The sequence below is a fragment of the Serratia sp. Ag1 genome (assembly GCF_000743355.1).
Lineage (GTDB): Bacteria > Pseudomonadota > Gammaproteobacteria > Enterobacterales > Enterobacteriaceae > Chania.
In genome coordinates this window covers 239,422-262,145 of the sequence record NZ_JQEI01000003.1, presented here as the reverse complement: position 1 = coordinate 262,145, position 22,724 = coordinate 239,422, and the positions used below count along the sequence as shown (strand labels likewise).

The 22,724-nt window shown below is 52.9% G+C and carries 21 protein-coding genes; 12 read left to right on the top strand and 9 right to left on the bottom strand.

Annotated elements, in window-relative coordinates:
• The first annotated feature begins 26 nt into the window (after positions 1-26).
• The 6 genes from mglA (at position 27) to IV04_RS02425 (ending at position 5,867) form a co-directional block, all read left to right on the top strand.
• Positions 27-1,535: a galactose/methyl galactoside ABC transporter ATP-binding protein MglA gene (gene mglA / locus IV04_RS02450; protein ID WP_037394272.1), complete on the top strand. Its 1,509-nt coding sequence runs from the start codon at positions 27-29 to the stop codon at positions 1,533-1,535.
• 11 nt (positions 1,536-1,546) lie between these two features.
• Entirely contained in the window at positions 1,547-2,557 is a 1,011-nt protein-coding gene (gene mglC, locus IV04_RS02445) for a galactose/methyl galactoside ABC transporter permease MglC (RefSeq protein WP_037394269.1), read from the top strand.
• A gap of 297 nt (positions 2,558-2,854) precedes the next feature.
• Positions 2,855-3,616, top strand: coding sequence for a dimethylarginine dimethylaminohydrolase family protein (locus IV04_RS02440; RefSeq protein WP_037394266.1), 762 nt, complete (start codon positions 2,855-2,857; stop codon positions 3,614-3,616).
• Between the two features lie 24 nt (positions 3,617-3,640).
• Positions 3,641-4,414, top strand: coding sequence for an ABC transporter substrate-binding protein (locus IV04_RS02435; protein WP_037394264.1), 774 nt, complete (start codon positions 3,641-3,643; stop codon positions 4,412-4,414).
• Between the two features lie 38 nt (positions 4,415-4,452).
• Entirely contained in the window at positions 4,453-5,145 is a 693-nt protein-coding gene (locus IV04_RS02430; RefSeq protein WP_037394261.1) for an ABC transporter permease, read from the top strand.
• Entirely contained in the window at positions 5,145-5,867 is a 723-nt protein-coding gene (locus IV04_RS02425) for an ABC transporter permease (RefSeq protein ID WP_037394257.1), read from the top strand. The genes IV04_RS02430 and IV04_RS02425 overlap by 1 nt, the downstream gene beginning before the upstream one ends.
• 11 nt (positions 5,868-5,878) lie before the next feature.
• Here the strand turns inward: IV04_RS02425 and IV04_RS02420 are convergent, their stop codons facing one another.
• Positions 5,879-6,334, bottom strand: a complete 456-nt coding sequence (locus tag IV04_RS02420) for an Lrp/AsnC family transcriptional regulator (protein WP_037394255.1) — start codon at positions 6,332-6,334, stop codon at positions 5,879-5,881.
• A 14-nt stretch (positions 6,335-6,348) separates the two neighbouring features.
• On the opposite strand from IV04_RS02420, the gene IV04_RS02415 reads away from it, so the two are divergent.
• Complete coding sequence (locus IV04_RS02415; protein ID WP_037394252.1) at positions 6,349-7,467, top strand: succinylglutamate desuccinylase/aspartoacylase family protein; 1,119 nt, start codon at positions 6,349-6,351, stop codon at positions 7,465-7,467.
• Positions 7,468-7,474: 7 nt separating this feature from the next.
• Here the strand turns inward: IV04_RS02415 and IV04_RS02410 are convergent, their stop codons facing one another.
• Positions 7,475-8,002, bottom strand: a complete 528-nt coding sequence (locus IV04_RS02410; RefSeq protein ID WP_037394250.1) for a cysteine hydrolase family protein — start codon at positions 8,000-8,002, stop codon at positions 7,475-7,477.
• Positions 8,003-8,130: 128 nt separating this feature from the next.
• Between IV04_RS02410 and IV04_RS02405 the strand changes: the two genes are divergently transcribed.
• On the top strand, positions 8,131-9,081 hold the full coding sequence (locus IV04_RS02405; RefSeq protein WP_037394248.1) for a GlxA family transcriptional regulator: 951 nt from the start codon (positions 8,131-8,133) through the stop codon (positions 9,079-9,081).
• A 7-nt stretch (positions 9,082-9,088) separates the two neighbouring features.
• On the opposite strand, the gene sanA is transcribed toward IV04_RS02405, so the two are convergent.
• The 7 genes from sanA to metG all read right to left on the bottom strand — a co-directional run bounded on the left by sanA (position 9,089) and on the right by metG (position 17,577).
• The gene (sanA, locus tag IV04_RS02400) at positions 9,089-9,838 is read right to left on the bottom strand and encodes an outer membrane permeability protein SanA (protein WP_037394245.1); all 750 of its coding nucleotides are present in this window, start codon (positions 9,836-9,838) and stop codon (positions 9,089-9,091) included.
• 175 nt (positions 9,839-10,013) lie between these two features.
• The gene (locus IV04_RS02395; protein ID WP_037394243.1) at positions 10,014-11,711 is read right to left on the bottom strand and encodes an NAD-dependent malic enzyme; all 1,698 of its coding nucleotides are present in this window, start codon (positions 11,709-11,711) and stop codon (positions 10,014-10,016) included.
• Positions 11,712-11,880: 169 nt separating this feature from the next.
• Positions 11,881-12,765, bottom strand: coding sequence for a cytidine deaminase (cdd, locus tag IV04_RS02390; protein ID WP_037394240.1), 885 nt, complete (start codon positions 12,763-12,765; stop codon positions 11,881-11,883).
• A 173-nt stretch (positions 12,766-12,938) separates the two neighbouring features.
• Positions 12,939-13,634 (bottom strand): CidB/LrgB family autolysis modulator, encoded by a 696-nt coding sequence (locus IV04_RS02385; protein ID WP_037394237.1) that lies wholly within the window; start codon positions 13,632-13,634, stop codon positions 12,939-12,941.
• A complete protein-coding gene (locus IV04_RS02380) occupies positions 13,631-14,038 on the bottom strand; it encodes a CidA/LrgA family protein (protein WP_037394234.1) in 408 nt (135 codons plus the stop codon). Before IV04_RS02380 ends, IV04_RS02385 begins: the two co-directional genes overlap by 4 nt.
• A gap of 128 nt (positions 14,039-14,166) precedes the next feature.
• Complete coding sequence (locus IV04_RS02375; RefSeq protein ID WP_037394232.1) at positions 14,167-15,390, bottom strand: MFS transporter; 1,224 nt, start codon at positions 15,388-15,390, stop codon at positions 14,167-14,169.
• Between the two features lie 159 nt (positions 15,391-15,549).
• Entirely contained in the window at positions 15,550-17,577 is a 2,028-nt protein-coding gene (gene metG, locus IV04_RS02370) for a methionine--tRNA ligase (protein WP_037394229.1), read from the bottom strand.
• A 239-nt stretch (positions 17,578-17,816) separates the two neighbouring features.
• Between metG and apbC the strand changes: the two genes are divergently transcribed.
• The 4 genes from apbC to asmA all read left to right on the top strand — a co-directional run bounded on the left by apbC (position 17,817) and on the right by asmA (position 22,477).
• Positions 17,817-18,929 (top strand): iron-sulfur cluster carrier protein ApbC, encoded by a 1,113-nt coding sequence (apbC, locus tag IV04_RS02365; RefSeq protein WP_037394226.1) that lies wholly within the window; start codon positions 17,817-17,819, stop codon positions 18,927-18,929.
• Positions 18,930-19,108: 179 nt separating this feature from the next.
• Positions 19,109-19,750, top strand: a complete 642-nt coding sequence (gene udk, locus IV04_RS02360; protein ID WP_037394223.1) for a uridine kinase — start codon at positions 19,109-19,111, stop codon at positions 19,748-19,750.
• A gap of 259 nt (positions 19,751-20,009) precedes the next feature.
• On the top strand, positions 20,010-20,591 hold the full coding sequence (dcd, locus tag IV04_RS02355) for a dCTP deaminase (protein ID WP_037394220.1): 582 nt from the start codon (positions 20,010-20,012) through the stop codon (positions 20,589-20,591).
• A 44-nt stretch (positions 20,592-20,635) separates the two neighbouring features.
• Positions 20,636-22,477 carry an outer membrane assembly protein AsmA gene (gene asmA / locus IV04_RS02350; RefSeq protein ID WP_037394217.1) on the top strand — a complete coding sequence of 614 codons (1,842 nt, stop codon included), beginning with the start codon at positions 20,636-20,638 and terminating at the stop codon, positions 22,475-22,477.
• The last annotated feature ends 247 nt before the right edge of the window (positions 22,478-22,724 follow it).

The window sequence follows — 22,724 nt, the reverse complement described above, 5'->3', positions numbered from 1 at the left end:
TATTATTAGAAAATCCAGGTATATTTATGGCCGATAACTCGCGTGAGTGGCTGTTGGAAATGGCCAATATCAATAAGTCATTTCCCGGCGTAAAGGCATTGGATAATGTTAATCTGCGCGTTCGCCCACACTCTATTCATGCATTGATGGGGGAGAACGGGGCGGGTAAATCGACGTTATTGAAATGTCTGTTTGGCATTTATAAAAAAGATTCCGGCAGTATCCTGTTCCAGGGGCAGGAAGTAGATTTCAAGAGTTCTAAAGAGGCGCTGGAACACGGCGTTTCTATGGTGCATCAGGAATTGAACCTGGTTCTGCAGCGTAGCGTGATGGACAATATGTGGCTGGGGCGATATCCCACCAAAGGCCTGTTTGTCGATCAGGATAAAATGTACAAAGATACCCAGGCAATCTTTGACGAACTGGATATTGATATCGATCCTCGCGCCAAAGTGGGTACGCTGTCGGTATCCCAGATGCAGATGATCGAGATTGCCAAAGCTTTTTCGTATAACGCCAAAATTGTGATTATGGATGAACCGACATCTTCCCTGACGGAGAAAGAGGTTAATCACTTATTCACGATTATCCGTAAGCTGAAAGATCGTGGCTGCGGCATTGTTTATATCTCCCATAAGATGGAAGAGATTTTCCAGCTTTGCGATGAAATCACCATTCTGCGTGACGGCCAATGGATTGCCACCCAACCGCTGGAAGGGTTGGATATGGACAAGATCATCTCGATGATGGTTGGCCGTTCGCTGAGCCAGCGCTTCCCCGATCGCCAGAATACGCCGGGAGAGGTGATTCTGGAGGTGAGAAACCTGACCTCGTTGCGCCAGCCTTCAATCCGCGATATCTCTTTTGATCTGCATAAGGGTGAAATCTTGGGGATTGCCGGGCTGGTGGGTGCCAAGCGTACTGACATCGTGGAAACCTTGTTCGGCATCCGCGAGAAAGTAGCAGGTACGATTAAGCTGCATGGCAAGAGCATCGAGAATAGCACTGCCAATGAAGCGATTAACCATGGCTTTGCCTTGGTGACGGAAGAACGCCGCTCAACCGGTATTTATGCTTATCTGGACGTCGGTTTTAATTCACTGATTTCCAATATTCGTAATTACAAAAATAAAGTGGGCTTGCTGGATAATACCCGGATGAAAAGCGATACCCAATGGGTGATCGATGCCATGCGGGTAAAAACGCCGGGCCAGCGTACTCATATCGGTTCGCTGTCTGGCGGCAATCAGCAAAAAGTGATTATTGGCCGTTGGTTGCTGACTCAGCCGGAAATATTGATGATGGATGAGCCGACGCGCGGTATCGATGTGGGAGCCAAGTTTGAAATTTATCAGTTAATGACCGAGTTGGCGAAGAAGGGCAAGGGGATCATTATTATCTCTTCTGAAATGCCGGAGCTTTTGGGAATTACCGACAGAATACTGGTGATGAGTAATGGTCAGGTTGCGGGCATCGTTAATACCAAACAGACCTCGCAAAATGAAATATTGCGGTTAGCCTCCTTGCATCTTTAAGGATCGTGATTATGAACGCGCTTAATAGAAAAACCTTGTTCACCTACTTTAAAGAAGGTGGCATTTATGTGGTATTGCTGGTGCTGCTGGCTATTATCATTATTCAGGATCCGACGTTTTTAAGCCTGATTAACTTGAGTAACATCCTGACCCAATCTTCGGTGCGCATCATTATTGCACTGGGTGTGGCCGGGTTGATTGTGACACAAGGGACCGATCTTTCTGCCGGTCGGCAGGTGGGGTTGGCGGCAGTAGTCGCCGCGACCCTGCTGCAATCGATGGATAACGTCAACAAAGTGTTCCCGCACATGGAAACCTGGTCGATCCCGCTGGTGATCCTGCTGGTGTGTGCGATCGGGGCAGTGATTGGCCTGGTAAACGGCCTGATTATCGCTTATCTCAACGTAACGCCGTTTATCACCACGTTGGGCACCATGATTATCGTCTACGGCATCAACTCGCTGTATTACGATTTTGTGGGGGCTTCGCCAGTGGCAGGTTTTGATCCGAAATTCTCCACGTTTGCTCAGGGATTCCTGCGATTTGGTGACTTTAAGCTGTCGTATATCACCTTCTACGCCATTATTGCGATCGTCTTTGTCTGGGTGCTGTGGAATAAAACCCGCTTCGGTAAAAACATCTTCGCCATCGGTGGCAACCCTGAGGCAGCTAAAGTCTCTGGCGTTAACGTGCCGCTGAACCTGATTATGATCTATGCGCTGTCTGGGGTGTTTTATGCCTTTGGTGGCCTGCTGGAAGCGGGGCGTATCGGCAGTGCCACCAATAACCTCGGTTTTATGTATGAGCTGGATGCGATTGCCGCCTGCGTGGTGGGCGGGGTGTCGTTTGCGGGTGGGGTGGGGACGGTGTTGGGGGTGGTGACCGGGGTCATTATCTTTACCGTAATCAACTATGGTCTGACCTATATCGGGGTTAACCCTTACTGGCAGTACATCATCAAGGGCGGCATCATCATCTTTGCGGTCGCGCTGGACTCGCTCAAGTACGCCAAGAAAAAGTAATCTCTTATACCCTTCGTCTTACAGCGTTGTTGGTTTCGTTCACTCGCACCTACCGCATCCTTCAGCCGAAGGGTGCGGTTTTTCACGTTTTATCCCCGCCGACTATCAATTAACCGCTTTGTTTTCCTTGATCTGTGACGAGCCGAGCGCGTTTTTTCGCACAGCCCAATGGGCCGCCAGCGCGGCAACATACAGCGCAAATGTGTTGTGTCAGCCAATGATTCGACCCGCTTGGCGGAAGAATCCGTTTAATAATCAAAGAGACACCTTCAGCACTTTTCAACCAAGAGAATCGCTATGCACTTTACTCAAGCCATTGCCCGATTGCCGGCTGATACCTGTGGTGCCGGCCAAACCACCGCCCAGTTGGGTGCGCCCGATGTGGCCGAAAGTGGCCGCCAATTTCTGGCGTATGTGAATGCGCTACTGCGGCTTGGCCTGAAAGTCACGGTATTGCCTGCCGCTCCGGCATTCCCTGACGCGCACTTTGTTGAAGACACCGCAGTGGTGATGCCCGAGCTGGCGGTAATTACTCACCCCGGGGCACCGAGCCGCCAGGGGGAAGTTGCCACCATTGCACCGGTGCTGGCGGGTTTTCGGCCATTGGTGCAGATGAGCAACCGTGGTCATCTTGACGGTGGTGACGTGCTGCTGGTCGATCGTCAGTTCTTTATTGGCTTGACTGCCCGCACCGATGAAGCGGGAATCCGCGAATTTGCCGCTGCGGTGGAACCGCACGGTTACCGGGTTAGCGCTATTGAAGTGAGCGCCGGGCTGCACCTGAAATCGATCGTCAACTACGTTGGCCGCAATACGCTGCTGCTGACCGAAGGCTACCGGCAGCATCCGGCTTTTGCCGCTTTCAATATTGTGGTGATCCCTGAAGAGGAATCTTATGCGGGCAACACGCTGTGGATTAACGACACCCTATTAACTCCGCAAGGTTACCCCTACACTTTGGCGCAATTAGAACAGTTGGCGATGCCGATTGTGCAGCTGGATACCAGCGAATTCAAAAAAATGGACGGTGGGTTAACCTGCCTGTCACTGCGTTTCTGAGTTTGAGTTAACAGGGATTCGATCATGAAAAAATGGTTTGCGGTTCTGCTGACGAGCACGGTGCTGTGCGCACCGCTTGCTGCCAAGACGTTTGACACTATCAGCTTTGGCGTGGACGGCGGCTATCCGCCGTTCGACGTGCTTTCCCCTAATGGTGAGATCACCGGTTTTGATATTGATATCGCCAACGCATTGTGCACGCAGTTGCAGGCGAAGTGCGTATTCGTCAAACAGCCGTTCGAAAGCATGATTGCGGCGCTTAATGCTGGCAAGTTCAACGCGATTATCGCTTCGCTGAACATTACCGAAGCTCGGCAGAAAGAGGTCGACTTTACCGATCGTTATTACCGCAGTGCGGCCCAGTTGGTGGCGCGAAAGGGCAGCCCGTTGCAGCCGGATGTGCAAAGCCTGAAAGGCAAAACGGTGGGGGTGCAGACCGGTTCGGTTCATGAGGCTTATGCGAAGAAGCAGTGGGCCGGGAATGGCGTGAAGCTCCGCTCCTACGCCAATCAGGACAATGTTTATCTGGATCTGTTGTCCGGGCGCATTGATGCTTCGCTGCAAGACAACATCCAGGCGGGTAACAGCTTTATTGATACCCCGCGTGGCAAGAATTTTGCCTTTGCTGGCCCGGTGATCCGCGATGAGAGTATCTCTTCGGAAGTGGGCATCGCGGTGGCAAAAAACAACCCCGAGTTGCGTGATGCGCTGAATGAGGCGATCAAGGCTATCCGCGCCAATGGCACTTATGACACTATCCAGAAGAAATATTTCAGCTTCGATATCTACGGCGAATAACTCAACCTGGTGAAGCGGCGGGTTTATGGAGAGATAGCATGGTAACCGACTATTTACCGCTGCTGTTGCAGGGGGCTGGGCTGTCGTTGTGCGTGATGCTGCTGGCACTGGTGCTGGCGTTGATCCTTGGCTTGATCAATGCGGTGATTAAGCTGTTCGGCCCGCCTTGGTTGCGCTGGCTGTCAACGGGTTACACCACGTTGGTGCGCGGTATCCCTGAACTGGTGATCATGCTGTTGCTGTTCTTTGGCGGTGAAATGCTGGTGAACGGTTTTCTTGGCTTGTTGGGCCTTGGCCCGGTGCAGTTCAATACCTTTATTTCCGGCGTGTTGGCGATTGGCTTTGTGTTTGGTGCCTATTATACCGAAACCTTTCGTGGTGCTTTTCAGACGGTGGATCAGGGGCAACTGGAAGCAGCTGTGGCCTACGGTATGCGCCCTGGGCAAGTGTTCCGCCGCGTGATGCTGCCGCAGATGCTGAGTTTCGCCATCCCCGGTATCAACAATAACTGGCTGGGATTGATGAAGGCTTCGGCGCTGGTATCGATTCTGGGGTTGGAAGATATGGTGTGGCTGGCTGAGCAGGCTGGGCGCGCCACCCAGAAGCCTTTTCTGTTCTATTTCCTGATCTCGCTGATCTATATGGTGATTACTGCACTCTCTGGTTGGCTGTTCAGCCGCCTGGCGCGGCGCTATGCGCTGTATTCCTCAACGGCCAGGGATACCTACTGATGAATCTGCAAACCATACTGGATACGGTGCCCACTTTTTTGTGGAGCGATGGGAATGATGCGACCGGGTTGGCCGTCACTGCCAGGCTGTTTTTGCTCTCGGTGGTGCCCGGCATGCTCTTGGCGGTGCTGATGGCGGTCGGCCAGGTTTACGGCCCGCGCCCGTTGGCGATGCTGATCCGCAGCGTGAGTTACTTTTTCCGCAGTACACCGCTTTACCTGCAACTGATGCTGATCTATTACGGCCTGTCGCAATTCGATGTGGTGCAACTGGGTTGGCAGAATGACCAGCCATTCTGGCTGCTGTTCCGCGATGCCACCTTCTGCGCCACGCTGGCACTGGTGTTGAATACCAGCGCCTATGTGACCGAACTGTTGGCCGGAATGATGGCTACCTTTCCACGCCAGGAGTGGGTGGCCGGTGAGGCCTTTGGCATGAGCCGCGCGCAGATTATCCGCCGGTTGGTGCTACCCGCTACCTTAAGACGTGGTATTCCGGCATTAAATAACGAGATGGTGTTCCTGCTGCATGCCACTTCCCTGGCCAGTACCGTAACGCTGTTGGATATCACGGGTGTTGCACGCTCCTTTTATGCTGCGACGTATTCACCCTTTATTCCCTTTTTGCTGGCGGCAGCGCTGTACCTGATCTGCACCTTTGCGCTAATTTTCCTGTTTTCCCGTGCGGAACGGCGCTGGCTGGCGTTCAGCCGACGCAGTTGAGCGAGGCTCGTTCAGGAACGCTTGATGGCCTGCAACTCTGTCAGCGTCATGATTTTATCGACGCGGAATTTTTTGCTGGTCAGCCAGGTGTCGGCCAACTGCCGGTAGTGCTCCATGCTTTGGCAACCGATGCGTACCAGGAAATCGAAACTGCCGCTGACCAGCCAGCAGTCCAGCACTTCCGGCGCTTGGCGCATTTCCTGCTCAAACGCCGATTGTGATTGGCCATGATCGGCCAGCGCAATTTGTGCCTGCACGACAAACGCATGCTCGGGTTCCGGTAATTCAATCAGGGTGGTGTAGCCACGGATGATGCCCGCGCGTTCGAGGATCCGCACGCGCTCCAGACAGGGGCGGGGCGTCAGGTTGACCAGCTCGGACAGTTTACGATAGGAAATACGGCCATCGTGGCGCAGTATTTCAAGGATTTTTTTATCAATTCGGTCAAGCCGTGTTTTCTTTTCCATAGATGGGATGCCCAATGAAAATCAATCACCATAACCTACCTGAACACGCGCTGGGCGGACAGCGCCGATTAACCAGTTTTCATTTCGGCCAGCCCGGTATGGGTAAAAAAATCTACCTGCAGGCGAGCCTGCATGCTGATGAACTGCCTGGGATGCTGGTGTTGCACTATCTGAAAAGATTGCTCTGCCAGGCAGAGCGGCGTGGTGAAATCCACAGTGAAATTATCCTGGTGCCGGTGGCCAATCCTCTTGGTTTGGCACAGGTGCTGCTTAACGGTGGCGTTGGCCGGTTTGATCTGGTTAGCGGCGGTAACTTTAACCGTGATTTCCCCGATCTGGCGCAGCTAGTGCGAGACTCATTGCAGGTATGCACTTTCCACGATGCCAGCGATTATCGACAGCAGGTGCGCAGCGCTATGACTGCGGCGCTCAGCATGATGCCGAGCCGCTCGGAGGTTGCTGCGCTGCGCCAGCAATTACTGTTGCTGGCTTGCGATGCCGATCTGGTGCTGGATTTGCACTGTGACGATCGGGCGATTCTGCATATGTATGCCGATCCGGCTTATTGCCAGCAGGCAGAGGTTTTGGCGCGTTTTATGGATATCGGGGCCGTGCTGTTGTCGCAGGACAGCGGTGGCGGCTCGTTTGACGAGGCTTGTGGTTTGCCCTGGCATCGGTTGGCGGCCAGCCATAGCGATTGGAGCCAGTTTGAACCGGGCTGCATGGCTGTGACGCTAGAACTGCGTGGCCAACAGGATGTCAGCCATGCGCTGGCGAGCAATGATGCCGAACGTCTGTACCATTATCTGCAATATTACGGCGCGCTTGCCGGGGATCCGCCAGCGGTGCCGGAACGGGAAACGCTAATGTTGCCGTTTGCTGCTGGCGAGATTTTGCGTGCGTCTGCCAGCGGTGTTCTGCTGCTGTTGCGCCAGCCCGGTGACTGGGTCGAGGCCAACGAGATTGTGGCCGAGGTTATCGATCCGCTGACGGATACGGTAACAGCCGTGTGCGCTCAGGCCGGGGGGCTGATCTATGCCTGCCGGAGCGCACCGTTTGTTACCTTGGGGGCGGAAATCGCCAAAATTGCCGGGAAAACGCCGTTTGAGGGCGGTGGCGGATTGGCAGCCTGACCGGTCTTTATAACAAGTCTGTCGAGGGCACCAGCGGCACCCGTGTCGACATGGCATTCAAGGCGATCAAATGCAGTATTTCACTCACCGTGGTGCAGCAGTCGGGCAAAACGGAAACACGGTATTTTTCCGCTGATTTGGAAATGGCGGTATGGGTGACGCAATTCTGCGTCATCATGCCGCAGATCCATAATTCTGTCGCCGCTAACTGCTGTAGCTCTGCTTCTAATGTGGTTTGGAAGAAGCTATCGGCAAATGCCTTTCTGACCACAATGGCATCCGGCGCAGCGGCAAGAATCTCGGGATGAATTTCAGCCCCTTCGGTGCCTTCATTAAAGAACGGGGCGATACCTTTGCTGCTGTCGGCAATATGCTGCACCAGAATAACGGGAATACCCGCCTGATTCGCTTTATCGATCGCCACTTTAGTATTTTCCAACACGTCTGCGGTATTCCACTGTGGGAATTTACCCTGTGGAAAGTAGTCATTCTGCACATCAATTACGATCAATACCGGGTGATTATGTTGAGTCATGATGGTTACTCTCTTGCAGGTGATAGAGGCTATACCCGTCATTTTCCATCTTGTGGCTTGAAAGGGTGAGTGGCCTGAGTGACAAACTGCGTTAAGATTGGGCCAAAGTGAATGAACTGGAGCACATCATGCCTGCCATTAATGTTGCGGTAGTGGCCTTTGAACATATCAGCCCGTTCCATCTTGCCGTACCTGGAGTCGTGTTTTCTGATGCGCATGCAGGGAGTTCCCCATTCAATGTCAAAGTGTGCGCTATTCAGCCGGGTTGCATCACCACGGCTGGTGGTTACAAAATACTGGTGGAATGGGGCCTGGAGGCGTTGGCTGAGGCCGATATCCTGATCATTCCCAGTTGGCATAACCTGTATGAAGCACTGCCAAGTTCATTGCTTGCGGCGTTACTGGCGGCACATCAGCGTGGTGCAAAAATCGTTGGGCTGTGTTTGGGGGCTTATGTGCTGGCGGCATCAGGATTGCTTGACGGGCTGAAAGCCACTACGCACTGGGAGTATGCCGGGGACTTTGCCCAGCGTTTTCCCAAGGTGATGCTCGATGCCGAGGTTTTGTATGTTGAGCAGGGGAATCTGTTGACCTCTGCCGGTACAGTGGCGGGGATCGATGCCTGTCTTTACTTGCTGCGTCAGCAGGCAGGCGTTGGTCTGGCGAATCATGTGGCCCGTCGATTGGTGATTGCGCCGCATCGCAACGGTGGACAGGCGCAATTCATCACTCATCCCATACCTGCAACGGCGGCGGATTCGCGCTTATCTGATCTATTGGCGTGGTTAAGAGCGCATTTGCAGCAAGAGCATACTTTGGATACGTTGGCTGAGCGTGCTGTAATGAGCCGCCGGAGTTTTACTCGCCATTTCCGGCAGTTAACTCAGATGACGGTGAATCAGTGGTTGCAGATGGAGCGTTTAGCGCTGGCGCAAACCCTGCTGGAATCAAGCGAGCATGGCATAGAAACGGTCGCCAATCTCAGTGGTTTTGGTTCTGCCATGTCATTTCGCCATCATTTCCGCCGTCACTTTGGCGTTTCACCACTAGCGTGGCGACAAAGTTTTACCGGTAAATAATGTGGTTTCAGCTCTTTTTAGCTGCTGCAGAGTGCTTTTCTGCCGCCAGCTTGTTCTCCAATTCCACCAGTTGTTCTGGCGATACTGCCGGGTAGCCTTGAGCATCTTCCGGGACGTTATGCATCGAAGAGATCGGCAGTAACGGGCCGAGGAAACGCGGTTCTCGCTTGAGGATGTACAGGTCGGTTAATGCCCCCAGGCGGGCAAAGATCTCACGAGCTCGCACCGTCATCATGTCTTTTGGTGACGGCACCGCATAACATTGGGCCTGAATGCCCATATGCAGAGCGATGAACAGCGCCCGCTCGCAGTGGAAGCGCTGAGTGATAATGATGAAATCGTTGGTGTCGAACACTTTGCGCGTGCGCACGATGGAGTCGAGGGTACGGAACCCGGCGTAATCAAGCACGATATCACCGGGCGCAACGCCTGCGGCGATCAGATCGCGGCGCATGGTCATGGGTTCATTGTAGCTTTGCTGGGCGTTATCGCCGCTCAACAGCAGGTATTTTACCTTGCCGCTGTTATAGGCGTTGATTGCCCCTTGAATGCGGTAACGGTAATACTGATTGATTACGCCGGTTCGGTAATATTTGGCGGTTCCCAGCACCACGCCGACCTGACGATGGGGTAACCCTTGCAGCTCGTCGTAAACGTAAGGGGCCGTTTTCCAGCTTATCCAGCGATCAAGCGCGATAGCTGTGACCATCAAGAGCGAAATGATGGTTAACAGGCTAATTATCAGGCGTTTCCACATAGTGTTGCCTTAAGCGCTTAAGGATAAATAAGAATTCAAGGCTACTTTACCTGCCTGGTTGAAGCAAGCGTTCAGCCGCTTGCGGCAGGCACTACGCTGCTTTTTTCAGCGTTTTGTTCAGATCGGCTAATGGGAGAGGAAATTGGGGGCATGATGTGCCCCCAGTGTGTAGATCTTAGAAGGAGGTACGCTTGTAGCTGCGGTACTGTGGGCGCCAGAAGTTGTGCTCAATTGCTTTTGACAGCGCTTCTTCCGAGGTGACCACCGCCACGCCTTGCAACTGCGCCGCTTTACCCACTTCCATCGCGATGCATTTGGAAACCCCTTGAATATCATCGATATTCGGTAGCAGAGCACCATGACCATCAGTTGCCAATGGGGAGCAATCGGCCAGTGCACGGCTGGCGGCCATCAGCATTGCATCGGTCACGCGCGTTGCGCCAGCGGCCAGAACGCCCAAGCCAATACCTGGGAAAATGTAGGAGTTATTGCACTGGGCAATAGGGAACACCTGATCTTTGTAGGTTACTGGCGTAAAGGGGCTGCCGGTAGCCACCAGCGCAGCGCCTTCGGTCCAATTGATGATGTCTTCTGGCCGTGCTTCCACACGTGAGGTCGGGTTGGAGAGCGGCATGACGATTGGGCGTGGGCAGTGCTTATACATTTCGCGGATCAGTTCTTCGGTGAACAGCCCCGGTTGGCCAGAAACGCCAATCAGAATGGTAGGTTTCGCGTTGCGCACTACTTCCAACAGAGAGATGGCGTCGCTTTCCACTTGCCAGTTCACCAGATTTTCGCTTTTTTGCACCAGCTTGCTCTGGAAGTCGAGCAGGTTTGGCAGTTTATCGGTCAGCAGACCGAAACGGTCAACCATAAATACCTGTGCTCGCGCTTCTTCTTCGCTCAGGCCTTCGGACTTCATTTGCGCAATAATCTGCTCGGCGATACCGCAACCGGCGGAGCCCGCCCCAAGGAAAGTGACGGTTTGATCGCGCAACTGGCAGCCTGCTGCCCGGCTGGCGGCGATCAGGCTGCCGAGTGTCACGGCGGCGGTGCCTTGAATATCGTCGTTGAAGCAGCAGATTTCATCACGATAGCGGTTAAGCAACGGGGTCGCGTTGTTCTGGGCGAAATCTTCAAACTGCAGCAGCACGTTTGGCCAACGGCGTTTGACCGCCTGAATGAATTCTTCGACAAAAGCATGATACTCATCGCCAGAAATACGCGGATGACGCCAGCCCATATACAGCGGATCGTTCAGGCGCTGCGGATTGTTGGTGCCGACATCCAAAACCACGGGCAGGGTATACGCCGGGCTGATACCGCCGCAGGCGGTGTACAGCGAGAGCTTACCGATCGGGATACCCATACCGCCGATGCCCTGATCGCCCAGACCGAGGATGCGTTCACCGTCTGTCACGACAATCACTTTCACGTTCTGTTTGGTGGCGTTTTGCAGCATATCATCAATGCGATCGCGGTTCGGGTAGGAGATAAACAGCCCACGGGCGCGGCGGTAGATATCGGAGAAGTGCTCGCAGGCTGCACCTACGGTTGGCGTATAGATGATGGGCATCATCTCGCTCAGGTGTTCATCCAGCAGGCGGTAGAACAGCGTTTCGTTGGTGTCTTGAATGTTACGCAGGTAAATGTGTTTATCGTTGTCGTTTTTGAAATCCTGGTATTGGCGGTAAGCGCGTTCTACTTGTTCCTCAATGGTTTCGACCGCTTCTGGCAGCAGGCCGTGCAGGTTGAAGTGGCTGCGTTCTTCCTCGGTAAAGGCGCTGCCTTTGTTTAATAACGGGAATTCCAACAGGATCGGGCCAGCGTAAGGGATGTAGAGGGGGCGTTTGCTTTCGTATTCAAGTTCCATCAGTTTTACTCTTAAACGTATCAGATAGCTGTAATAGCCGTAGATCCTAAAAGATCGGCAGAATATGTACAGCAATTGTTATGGGATTATGACGTAAATTGATGCAATTATCGGCGGTTAAACGGTTTTTAGCGGCAGGAAGGCGGAACCTTTAGGTTCCGCCAAGGGATCAGAAAGTGACCTGGCTGACGTTATGGCAGCCTAGCGCGGCCAATGTGGCCTGAGTGGCGTTCCATTGGCTCACAATGGCCCCCTGCGCTTCAGCCAGCACCGCGCGGCGGATGTTCTGGCAGTTAGCACCAGAAAGGTTCATTAACACCAGCGCAGCCTGCAGCGGTGGCAGGCTTGGGTTGAAAGCGGCATTTTCTGCATAACGGCCTGCGTACACTGTGCCATCTTCGCCCTCGAGCGTCACGCCGCTGTATGCATTGCTGTAAGGGGCATGGCTGCGGTTGGCCGCCGCCAGCGCGGCTTTTGCCAGTTCGTCGTTTAACGCCAACTGAAAACCGTGGTCAATTGGGCTCATTAAACGTTCGTCAATCTCAAGGTCTTGTGGCCCGAAGGCGTATGGCAAGTAGTCACCCAGAGTCGCCGTTGCTCGCCCTGGCTGATTGATCTGCAAGCGGGTTCCGCTATTGAGCTCATTCATAAACTGGCGGCAATGGCCGCAAGGCGTGTAGTTGACGGTGATGGAAACCAAGCCGGTTTCGCCCCGGAGCCAGGCGTGAGCGATCACCGATTGTTCAGCATGCACGGTTTGCTGCAGCGGTGCTCCAGCGAACTCCATATTGGCACCAAAGTACAGGTTACCACTGACGCCACGGGCAACTGCGCCAACCTGGAAGTGCGAAATGGGGGTTAACGAATAGGTTGCGGCCAATGGCAGCAGGGCAAAGGCCAGCGCGCTATCATCCAACCCGCTGTGTTGCTTGAGAGCTTCCACCTGATCGGCTTGAAACATCGCCGGGAAATCGGGCGCATCGAAATAAGGCTGCAGGGCAGATTGCAAGGCAGTGGGCAGTTCGCTGTAAACAGTGTGAAAACGCGGATGCATAGGAAGTCTCTCTCAGGTTAACGGGATATCCCCGTCATCAAACAAGATGCTGTGCTGCTGGGTAAAATAGTCTAGGTAACCTTCTCACAATAAAGTGTGATTAAAGTCTTTTTATTGATGAAATGAGTGTAATTAAAAATAAATTTACGAGACTTATCGCATATTTTGAACCGTTAACCGAATAAATGCAGCAGTATCGGGAACAGGAACGGGGCAATCAGTGAAGTAATGATCCCGCAAATCACCAGCGCCAAAGAGCTGAAAGCGCCTTCCTGATAATCTATTTCCGCGCTGCGTGCAGTGCCTAGCGCATGTGATGCCGTACCCATGGCTAAACCGCGTGAAGATTTGGTGGTGATGTTCAGCAGATTAAGCAGCGAGTGGCCGAAGACTGCCCCCAGAATACCGACCAGGATCACGCAAACGGCACTGATGGCGGGGATGCCGCCAAGCGATTCTGCAACGGCCATGGCGATCGGTGTACTCACTGATTTAGGCATGATAGAGGCGGCGATGTCCGGTTTGGCTCCCATCAACAAGGCAATAGCGCCACCGCTGATCATGGCGGTCATACTGCCGATAAAGCACACCATAATGATGGATTTCCAACGGGCGCGGATCTGGTGGAGCTGTTCGTAAAGCGGGAATGCGAGAGCAACAACTGCCGGTTGCAGGAGGTCGTTAAGGATTTTACTGCCCTTAAAGTAGTGCTCGTAGGGCATTTTTGTCAGTAAAAGCAGCGGGATGATGACCGCCATGGAAAGCAGCAACGGGTTGAGCAGCGGCATTTTAAGCCATTGCGCTAATTTGCGTGCGCTAAAGAACACCATCAGCGTCAGCGGCAGAGACCACCAGATATCGTGGTTCATTTCTCGCCCTCTGCGCTTTTGTTGCTGTTAAGGAGCGAGCGATCGCGGTGGAAATAATGCGAGGTATAGCCAACCACCACAAACACCAACAGGGTGCTAAGCAGGCAAGAAACCACCAACGGGGCGAGATCGTCGATAATCTGGTCATAATACTGCATCACACCAACGCCGATCGGCACAAACAACAACACCATGTAGCGGATCAGCAGCTGGCAACCGGGTTTGACCCATCTGGCGGGCAGGATTTGCGAAGAGAGTAGGGCAAACAGGATTAGCATGCCGATGATGCTGCCGGGAATAGCGATCGGTAACAGCAATGCAATAGCATTCCCGGCAAATAGGCTGAGATAAATCAGCAAGATCGCTCTGAAATATTTCCAGCACAGCATGAATACGTTGCCCATACACCCTTCCCGTTTAGCTTGACGTATTTATCATACAATTAAATTGTGAGCCATGCCACAAAGTACAGCGAGGATACCGGGATGGCTGGCTGCTGGCTCTGGTCGGTTCACGATTCCTTTAAGTGTAGTTATTCCAAACTGCCAAGCGTGGAAAGTGGCCGCTGCTGTTCTGCCAAGCGGTGGCCCAGAAAAAAGAACAGCAGGCTGAGCAGGGCTGCTGCAATCAGTACCAGGAACATCACCGGGGCTGGGGCATAGCTCAGCAGAAAACCGCATATCACCGGGTTGACCGCGCCCCCCAGATTGCTGAGGCTTTGCACCCCGTAATAGCTGCCTTTCAGGTGTGCAGGGGCGATAAAGTCGATAAACATATATTCGACCGGGATAACAATGATCTCACCCAGAGTGAAAATAGCCATTGCTACTGCCCATAACCACACCGATTGCCCTGCCAGCAAAAAGCCGATTAACCCGAGTACGAAGAACAAAGTACCCAGAGCCAGCCAGCGCAGCATGTTGTCTTGGCGCATACCCCGGCTGAACAGGTATTGCAGTGCAATGACGATACTGGCATTGACGATCATCACTATACCGATAACTTTATAGGCGAACTCGGCACTGGAGACGGTGATCAGATATTGTGACAGGTAACCAGTAAACTGGCCGAAAACCACCGCCCCCAGCGCACTGCCAAGAGTGAAATAAATCAGCCGCCGATCGTGGCGCAGAATCTCTACTGTCTGGCGGAAGTTGGGCGCGGCTAGCGTGGCTGAATGGGGTTCTGCAACGCTAGAAGCAGGCTGGTGGCGCAAGCGGAAACTCAACACTATCACCGTCAGCAGTGCCAGCCCACCAGAAAGGTAAAACGGTAGCAGCGGGCTATAACCGGCAACCATAACGCCTAGTGATGAACCGACCGCCCAACCCACGTTGATCAAGGTGTAATTCATCGAGAAGGCTTTGATGCGTTTAGCCACCGGCAGCCAGTGGGCAAAGCAGGCCTTGATAGCAATGCCGAGCACCGCATAGGCGGTATGCAGAATGGCAAGAATAGCGATGATCCCCCCTGGGCGTGAGATCCAGGGAATAGCAAAGAAACTCATTGAAAACAAAAGGATGGAAAGCAGAATAAGAATGTTTCTATTAAACCGATCGACGAGATAGCCGCCATAAAAACTACTGATGATACCTAGCGCCAGGCTGATGCCGAGGATAATCCCCACGCTCTTCGGCAACAATTGGAAATGCTCGGTCAGATAGATGGTGATAAAGGGTAGCGTAACGCCGCGACCAATAGTCAATACCAATGAGCTTGCCAGCAATGTGTTGATCAGCGGAGGGAATCCCTTCATAACCTACCCTGTTAATGCATACAGCTAATTAGCCAAGATTGATACATTAACTGATTTTGCTGCGCTGAGAAGGGGGATCTGAAAAATTGTCTGAAAAAAGTGGTGATGTCTGGCGGGTATAGCCCCCTACCTTAAGGTAAGGGGGCTTTCACAGAGGCTTTACTTCACCTGCATACCCGGTTGCGCACCGCTATCCGGGCTCAGCAGGAAGATCTCTTTCCCACCGGGGCCAGCGGCCATCACCATACCTTCGGAGATGCCAAAACGCATTTTGCGCGGGGCCAGGTTAGCCACCATAATGGTCAGACGGCCTTCCAGCAGTTTCGGATCCGGGTAAGCTGAACGGATACCAGAGAAAATCTGGCGGGATTCGCCCCCCAGATCCAACTGTAGTTTCAGCAGCTTGTCGGAGCCTTCGACAAACTCGGCGCTTTTGATCAGCGCAATCCGCATGTCGACCTTGGCGAAGTCGTCAAAAGTGATGGTTTCCTGAATAGGATCGTCTGCCAGCGGGCCTGTGACGGTTCTTGTCGCGGCCATATCTTCTTTCGAGGCATTAACCATTTCATTCACTTTGTCGAGATCGATACGGTTGAACAGCGCTTTGAAGGTGTTCACCTGATGGCCCAGCAGCGGCTGTGCGAGAGTATCCCAAGCCAGCTCACAATTCAGGAAGGCTTCGGTACGTTCAGTCAGCGCAGGCAAGACCGGTTTCAGGTAAGTCATCAAGACGCGGAACAGGTTAATGCCCATTGAGCAGATGGCTTGCAGATCGGCGTCACGGCCTTCTTGCTTTGCCACCACCCACGGGGCCTGTTCATCCACATAACGGTTGGCCAGATCAGCCAATGCCATGATTTCACGGATCGCGCGGCTGGTTTCACGGTTGGCGTAGGCTTCTTCAATGCTGGCTGCGGCGTCGACAAAGGTTTGATACAGAGCTGGATCGGCCAGTTGATCAGCCAGTTGCCCACCAAAGCGTTTGTTGATAAAACCCGCGTTACGCGAGGCCAGGTTGACCACTTTGTTGACGATATCGGCATTCACACGCTGTACGAAATCTTCCAGATTCAGGTCGATGTCATCGATACGTGAAGAGAGTTTGGCGGCATAGTAGTAACGCAGGCAGTCGGCATCCAGGTGCTGCAGGTAGGTTCCGGCTTTAATGAACGTACCGCGCGATTTGGACATCTTCGCGCCGTTCACCGTCACGTAGCCATGCACAAACAGGTTGGTTGGCTTGCGGAAGTTGCTGCCTTCCAACATGGCTGGCCAGAACAGGCTGTGGAAGTAGACGATGTCTTTACCGATGAAATGATACAGTTCGGTGGTGGAATCTTTGCGCCAGAACTCGTCGAAGTCCAGATCGCCACGTTTATCACACAGGTTTTTAAACGAACCCATATAACCGATCGGCGCATCCAGCCAAACGTAGAAATATTTGCCCGCAGCATCCGGGATTTCAAAGCCGAAGTATGGCGCATCGCGGGAAATATCCCACTGCTGCAAGCCAGCATCGAACCACTCCTGCATTTTGTTCGCCACTTGTTCCTGCAAGGCACCGGAACGCGTCCAGGCTTGCAGCATGTCGCTGAATGCTGGCAGATCAAAGAAGAAATGTTCAGAGTCGCGCATCACCGGCGTTGCACCGGACACTACGGATCGTGGCTCGATCAGTTCGGTCGGGCTGTAGGTAGCGCCGCAGACTTCGCAGTTATCCCCATACTGATCCGGGGCTTTACACTTCGGACAAGTGCCTTTCACAAAACGATCGGGCAGGAACATGCCTTTCTCAGGATCATAAAGCTGAGAAATGGTGCGTTTCTTGATAAAGCCGTTCTCATTCAGACGGCTGTAGATCAGGCTCGCCAGTTCGCGGTTTTCTTCGCTATGGGTTGAATGATAGTTGTCGTAGCTAATGCCAAAACCGGCGAAGTCCTGTTGGTGCTCGTGGCTCATTGCGGTAATCATTTCTTCCGGCTGAATGCCCATCTGTTGCGCTTTCAGCATGATCGGCGTGCCGTGCGCGTCGTCTGCACAGATGAAATGAACCTCGTGGCCGCGCATTCGTTGGTAACGAACCCAGATATCTGCCTGGATGTGCTCGAGCATGTGGCCGAGATGGATGGAACCATTTGCGTACGGTAGCGCGCACGTCACCAATAATTTTTTCGCGACTTGAGCCATAGTGAGAACTTGCTTTCTGTAATGAATAAAAAGGGGCTTTGATGTTACCCGATCGTGCCCTTTGCTGCCAGAGCGGTTTCTTTCGGGTTATATACTCGCCATCCTTCAAGCTGTATATGAGTTGGCGACGCGCGTTCGCCTTCCTACAGCCCGAATTATTTAGAGTATAGGCGCGAGTTGCCACACAGTTCTGATATGCTTGTCAGGATGCTATTCATTTAAAAAATCAAGGAGCCGGGATGAGTGCAAAATCCCCCGAGCAGAACAACCCTGAAGTTCTGCGTGCCCTGGTGACCGGTATACTGGCCGCCTTTGAACACCCGACGTTAAAAAATAACCTGACTGCGCTGAAAGCGATCCACCATTGCGCGATATTAGACAACGTTCTGCATATAGAACTGACCATGCCATTTGCCTGGCGCAGCGGTTTTGCCACGCTGAAAGAGACGGTGAGTGATGAATTGTTGCGCGTTACGGGCGCACAAGCTATCGATTGGAAACTGAAACAGGATATCGTCACCCTGAAGCGGGCCAACGATCAGGCCGGTGTGAAGGGCGTGCGTAACATTATTGCTGTCAGTTCCGGTAAGGGCGGGGTGGGGAAATCCAGCACCGCGGTGAATTTGGCTCTGGCGCTGGCCGCCGAGGGGGCCAAAGTAGGGATTCTTGATGCGGATATTTATGGCCCATCGATCCCGAATATGCTGGGTACTGAACATGAGCGGCCAACGTCGCCGGACGGCCAGCATATGGCACCGATTATGGCGCACGGATTGGCGACTAACTCGATTGGTTATCTGGTGACTGACGACAACGCCATGGTATGGCGTGGCCCAATGGCCAGTAAAGCGTTGCTGCAACTGCTGCAGGACACAATCTGGCCGGATCTGGATTATCTGGTGCTGGATATGCCGCCGGGCACCGGTGATATCCAACTGACATTGTCGCAGAATATTCCGGTTACCGGCGCGCTGGTAGTGACCACACCGCAGGATATCGCATTACTGGATGCGGCGAAGGGTATTGTGATGTTTGAGAAAGTGCATGTGCCAGTGCTGGGCATTGTCGAGAACATGAGCATGCATATCTGCAGCAACTGCGGCCATCATGAACCTATTTTCGGCACCGGTGGTGCAGAGAAACTGGTGAAGAAATACAACAGCCGCCTGTTAGGGCAGATGCCGTTACATATTTCACTGCGTGAAGATTTGGATCGTGGTCAGCCAACGGTGATCAGCCGCCCTGACAGCGAGTTTGCCGAGATGTACCGTCAACTGGCAGGGCGTGTTGCAGCGCAAATGTATTGGCAAGGCGAAGCGATCCCGACCGAGATTTTCTTCCGCGCGCTGTAAGTCAGTGTGTTTGGATGGTAACCGGACAATAAGCCCATCACCCTGGCCCTCTTTCACAGTGAAAGGGGGCTACATTCAGTGCCTCCGGGCATAAACACTGGCGTGATATGTGGTAACTCCCTATAATCAGCCCGTTCCAGTTCCCCCTTTCCTCACTTTAGAATCAGGTCTTTAATTTTATGACTGACAAGCCGCATCAGTGCGTCATTATTGGTATCGCTGGCGCATCTGCCTCCGGAAAAAGCCTTATCGCCAGTACTTTGTATCGTGAACTCCGCGATCAGGTGGGCGATGAACATATCGGTGTGATCCCGGAAGACAGTTACTATAAAGACCAGGCTCATTTGACTATGGAAGAGCGGGTCAAAACCAACTATGACCACCCGAACTCCATGGATCACGATCTGTTGTTCCAGCATCTGCAAATGCTGAAAGCTGGGCAGGCTATCGAATTACCCCAATATAGCTACACTGAACATACGCGGAAAAAAGAGACGATTCTGCTGCAGCCGAAAAAAGTCATCATTCTGGAAGGTATTCTATTGCTGACGGATATTCGTTTGCGTCAGGCGATGAATTTCTCGATCTTTGTCGATACACCGCTGGATATTTGCCTGATGCGCCGTATGAAGCGTGACGTGAATGAGCGTGGTCGTTCGATGGATTCGGTGATGGCACAGTATCAGAAGACCGTTCGCCCAATGTTCCTGCAGTTTATTGAACCTTCCAAGCAGTATGCCGATATCATCGTGCCGCGCGGTGGCAAAAACCGCATTGCGATTGATATTCTGAAAGCCAAAATCAGCCAATTCTTTGAATAACAGCATTTAAAGGCTGGAAAAGTGTGTTTTTCCAGCCTTTGGCAGACGAGTTTGCGTTCTGGCATAGACCTACGGCCTGTTATGTGGCAATTTTTGTATACCCGTCATACTTCAAGTTGCTTGGGTGTTGGCTGCTCTTACTCACCCCAGTCACTTACTTGAGTAAGCTCCTGGGGCCTCGTTCAGTTGCCGCCTACAAGCAACTCGAATTATTTTAGGTATATGCATTTGTGCGCCTTGATGGAATGGAGATAACGTAATGAGACTGTGCGACCGCGATATAGAAGCCTGGCTGGATAGCGAAAAACTGGTTATTTCGCCTCGTCCGCCGATTGAGCGTATTAACGGGGCCACAGTGGATGTCCGTTTGGGCAATCAGTTCCGTGTGTTCCGTGGCCATACCGCCGCCTTTATCGATCTGAGCGGGCCAAAAGATGAAGTCAGCGCTGCGCTTGATCGTGTGATGAGCGATGAGATTGTGTTACCGGAGGGAGAAGCTTTCTTTCTGCACCCTGGGGAGTTGGCGCTGGCGGTCACGCTGGAATCGGTAACGTTGCCTAACGATCTGGTAGGTTGGCTCGATGGCCGTTCTTCTCTGGCGCGCTTGGGTTTGATGGTGCACGTTACGGCGCACCGTATCGATCCAGGTTGGCGTGGCCGGATTGTGTTGGAGTTCTATAATTCGGGCAAACTGCCGTTGGCACTGCGCCCAGGCATGCTGATTGGTGCTCTGAGCTTTGAACTGCTTACCGCCCCGGCAGCACGCCCGTATAACAGCCGTCAGGATGCGAAGTATAAAGATCAGCAAGGGGCAGTCGCCAGCCGTATTGATAAAGACTGACCGCGTTGGGGGTTTGCCAGTGTTGCGCTGATAATGAGGATGGCATGAGAAGATTACTGACAGCTTTGGTGATTTTGCTGGTTGTGCTAGTCGCGGGGTTGGCTGCGTTAGTGTTGCTGGTCAACCCGAACGATTTCCGTGCTTATATGGTCAAGAAGGTTGAGCAACGCAGTGGCTACCATCTGACGCTGGAAGGGGAATTACGCTGGCATGTTTGGCCACAGCTGAGTATTTTGGCCGGGCGTATGACCCTCACTGCACCCGGTGCCGCAGCGCCAGTGCTCAGTGCCGATAACATGCGGCTTGATGTCAAACTTCTGCCGCTGATTTCTCACCAACTGTATGTCAAACAGGTGATGTTGAAAAATGCCGTCATCCGTTTGACCCCCGATAGTGAAGAGCAAACGCAGTCGAATGCGCCGATCGCCCCGCTCGGTAACCCGATAGAGGATGCAACCGAATCCGCGTGGAAATTTGATATTGATAATCTGCGCGTGGTGGACAGCCTGCTGATTTGGCAGCGAGCCAAGAACGAGCAGATTAACGTTCGCGATATCAATTTAGCCCTGCAACAAAACGGTTTACGCCAGGCACAGATGGAGCTTTCCAGCCGGGTGAACCGCGATCAGCGCGATCTGACGTTTACGCTGGCCGCCGATCTCGATCTACAGCAATATCCCCGCCAGATAGGTGCCAAGGTCACACAGTTCAGCTATCAACTTGAAGGTGCCGACATCCCAGCTTTGGGGATAAAAGGGGAAGGTAGCGTCCAGGCGGTGTATCAACAGTCACCAAAGCAGCTTGCCCTCAGCCAACTGATATTGAGCGCTAATGACAGCCAATTGGCCGGTGATGCCAGCGTGCAGTTTGGCGCGATCCCCAGCTATGTCCTGAATCTGAGTTCAAGCCATCTCAACCTGGATGCGATTTCGGGCTGGCAGAAGAAGAACGCGGGTGAAGCACAGCAGACGGCAGCAATGACTTCTGCGCCGGTTATCGCCGATCAGGGCGAGGATGCGCAACAGAGCCTGGAATTGCTGCGTGATTTTAACGGCCAACTCAATGTGCAGGCTGAGCAGGTGCTTTACCGTGGGCTGAGTATCAACCAACTGGTAGCGCAGGCGGATAATCAACAGGGACTACTGGCGGTAAAAACACTTTCTGGCAACTTGGCTGGTGGAAACTTTACGTTGCCTGGTTCGTTGGATGCTCGCGGCAGCAAACCGGTCATCAAACTACAACCTGTATTACGGCAGATTGAGTTAGGCGATGTGCTCAAGGCATTCGGCATGCCGCAGGTGTTAACTGGAACCTTTAGCATGAATGGCGATTTGACTGGCGATCGCTTTACTGCCTCTTCTTTTGAGCACCGTTGGCAGGGCACGGCTGAAATGACCATGAAAAATGCCCAGTTGCATGGGTTTAATATCCAGCAATTGATCCAGCAGGCCGTTGCGCGCAGCGATAACAGTGTTCGAGGGCAGGATAGCTACCAGCGTTACACCGAGGTGAAACAAGTGAGTGCCAAAGGCAACCTGCGCAATGGAACTATCAGCCTTAGCGAGCTCAAGGCGGATTCTGAGCTGTTCAGCCTAACGGGTACGGGCACGCTGGATATGCCAGGTAAACAGTCTGATATGGCGCTGAACGTGTTGGTAACCGGTGGCTGGCAGGGTGACGGTGCCTTGATTGCCTTGTTAAGGAAAACACCGATCCCATTGCGTGTTTATGGGCCATGGGAAGAACTCAATTATCAACTGCAGGTCGATCAGATTTTGCGTAACGCACTGCAGGATCGCGCCAAAGAGGCGTTGAATAAGTGGGCCGAGAAGAACAAAAGTTCGCGAGAAGGGCAGGATTTGAAGAAGCTGCTCGATAAGCTGTAACTTTTTGTCTGATGCCGTGTTTGAGTTGAGTGAAGAAATTTCCCTATTTCAAATGAACGAAGTAGGGAGCGACGGAAAATATCACCTCCTGAACGGGAGCAGAGTCACCACTATCGGGTCTGCCACCGTCCCTGAACCCTGTTTTTTACGGGGTAATCCTACTAAAACGGCAGTTCCCTTCGTTAATTTAGCCTATCATGCTCGCGAGGGAGTCTTTGCTACTCTGGGCGGTTCACTCCAGTGCATA

Excerpts from the sequence above, each read along its gene's own strand:
- mglA (WP_037394272.1), top strand. The coding sequence starts at position 27 with ATGGCCGATAACTCGCGTGAGTGGCTGTTGGAAATGGCCAATATCAAT.
- metG (WP_037394229.1), bottom strand. The coding sequence starts at position 17,577 with ATGGCTCAAGTCGCGAAAAAATTATTGGTGACGTGCGCGCTACCGTAC.
- IV04_RS02405 (WP_037394248.1), top strand. The coding sequence starts at position 8,131 with ATGCCTGCCATTAATGTTGCGGTAGTGGCCTTTGAACATATCAGCCCG.
- IV04_RS02440 (WP_037394266.1), top strand. The coding sequence starts at position 2,855 with ATGCACTTTACTCAAGCCATTGCCCGATTGCCGGCTGATACCTGTGGT.
- asmA (WP_037394217.1), top strand. The coding sequence starts at position 20,636 with ATGAGAAGATTACTGACAGCTTTGGTGATTTTGCTGGTTGTGCTAGTC.
- IV04_RS02375 (WP_037394232.1), bottom strand. The coding sequence starts at position 15,390 with ATGAAGGGATTCCCTCCGCTGATCAACACATTGCTGGCAAGCTCATTG.
- IV04_RS02380 (WP_037394234.1), bottom strand. The coding sequence starts at position 14,038 with ATGGGCAACGTATTCATGCTGTGCTGGAAATATTTCAGAGCGATCTTG.
- IV04_RS02425 (WP_037394257.1), top strand. The coding sequence starts at position 5,145 with ATGAATCTGCAAACCATACTGGATACGGTGCCCACTTTTTTGTGGAGC.
- IV04_RS02385 (WP_037394237.1), bottom strand. The coding sequence starts at position 13,634 with ATGAACCACGATATCTGGTGGTCTCTGCCGCTGACGCTGATGGTGTTC.
- dcd (WP_037394220.1), top strand. The coding sequence starts at position 20,010 with ATGAGACTGTGCGACCGCGATATAGAAGCCTGGCTGGATAGCGAAAAA.
- apbC (WP_037394226.1), top strand. The coding sequence starts at position 17,817 with ATGAGTGCAAAATCCCCCGAGCAGAACAACCCTGAAGTTCTGCGTGCC.
- sanA (WP_037394245.1), bottom strand. The coding sequence starts at position 9,838 with ATGTGGAAACGCCTGATAATTAGCCTGTTAACCATCATTTCGCTCTTG.
- cdd (WP_037394240.1), bottom strand. The coding sequence starts at position 12,765 with ATGCATCCGCGTTTTCACACTGTTTACAGCGAACTGCCCACTGCCTTG.
- IV04_RS02415 (WP_037394252.1), top strand. The coding sequence starts at position 6,349 with ATGAAAATCAATCACCATAACCTACCTGAACACGCGCTGGGCGGACAG.
- udk (WP_037394223.1), top strand. The coding sequence starts at position 19,109 with ATGACTGACAAGCCGCATCAGTGCGTCATTATTGGTATCGCTGGCGCA.
- IV04_RS02435 (WP_037394264.1), top strand. The coding sequence starts at position 3,641 with ATGAAAAAATGGTTTGCGGTTCTGCTGACGAGCACGGTGCTGTGCGCA.
- IV04_RS02420 (WP_037394255.1), bottom strand. The coding sequence starts at position 6,334 with ATGGAAAAGAAAACACGGCTTGACCGAATTGATAAAAAAATCCTTGAA.
- mglC (WP_037394269.1), top strand. The coding sequence starts at position 1,547 with ATGAACGCGCTTAATAGAAAAACCTTGTTCACCTACTTTAAAGAAGGT.
- IV04_RS02430 (WP_037394261.1), top strand. The coding sequence starts at position 4,453 with ATGGTAACCGACTATTTACCGCTGCTGTTGCAGGGGGCTGGGCTGTCG.
- IV04_RS02410 (WP_037394250.1), bottom strand. The coding sequence starts at position 8,002 with ATGACTCAACATAATCACCCGGTATTGATCGTAATTGATGTGCAGAAT.
- IV04_RS02395 (WP_037394243.1), bottom strand. The coding sequence starts at position 11,711 with ATGGAACTTGAATACGAAAGCAAACGCCCCCTCTACATCCCTTACGCT.